1 protein-coding gene is annotated in these 550 nt (G+C 50.2%); it reads right to left on the reverse strand.

What is annotated here, in order from left to right; all coding sequences use genetic code 11:
* Nucleotides 1–307: IS110 family transposase (locus ABD169_RS16120; RefSeq protein WP_143357868.1), on the reverse strand; the 307-nt coding region annotated here is incomplete at its 3' end.
* Nucleotides 308–550 lie beyond the last annotated feature (243 nt).

A 550-nucleotide genomic window follows, 5' to 3' on the forward strand; every position in this document is an offset into this window, starting at 1 on the left:
GTGATGCTGCTTCACAGATAGCTTCAGCATCAACGAAGTCATTTTTGTTGCTTTTAACGAATGGGCGGACAAATTGCGGTGATATCAGCTTTGGAAAATGCCCTAACTCTTCCAGCTTGCGTGCCATAAAGTGAGAACCGCCACAGGCTTCCATCGCGATGGTTGTTGCCGGGCATGTCGCCAGAAATTCGATTAGCTTTGGTCGGGTGAATTTTTTACGGTAAACGGCCTTCCCACGATGATCCTGACAATGAATATGGAAAGAGTTCTTACCCAGATCGATACCAATAAGCGCAATGTTTTCCATGATGGTTCTCCGAATGAAAGCCTGTCCTCAGCATAGTACTGGGAAGGAGGGAGTGACCATCTCATTAAATAAAGCACGCTAAGGCATAGCTGACCTTGCCAGGCCTGCTTCGCCCTGTAGTGACGCGATCAACGGGCAGGAAACATTCCCCTTTCGTGCATGGCAGGCGCACACGAGTTCAGACAGCACGGTTTCCATGCGCGCCAAGTCGGCCATCTTCTCGCGCACGTCCTTGAGCTTGTG

Origin of the sequence: Leucobacter iarius (genome assembly GCF_039530105.1) — a bacterium.
GTDB classification, from domain to species: Bacteria; Actinomycetota; Actinomycetes; order Actinomycetales; family Microbacteriaceae; genus Leucobacter; species Leucobacter iarius.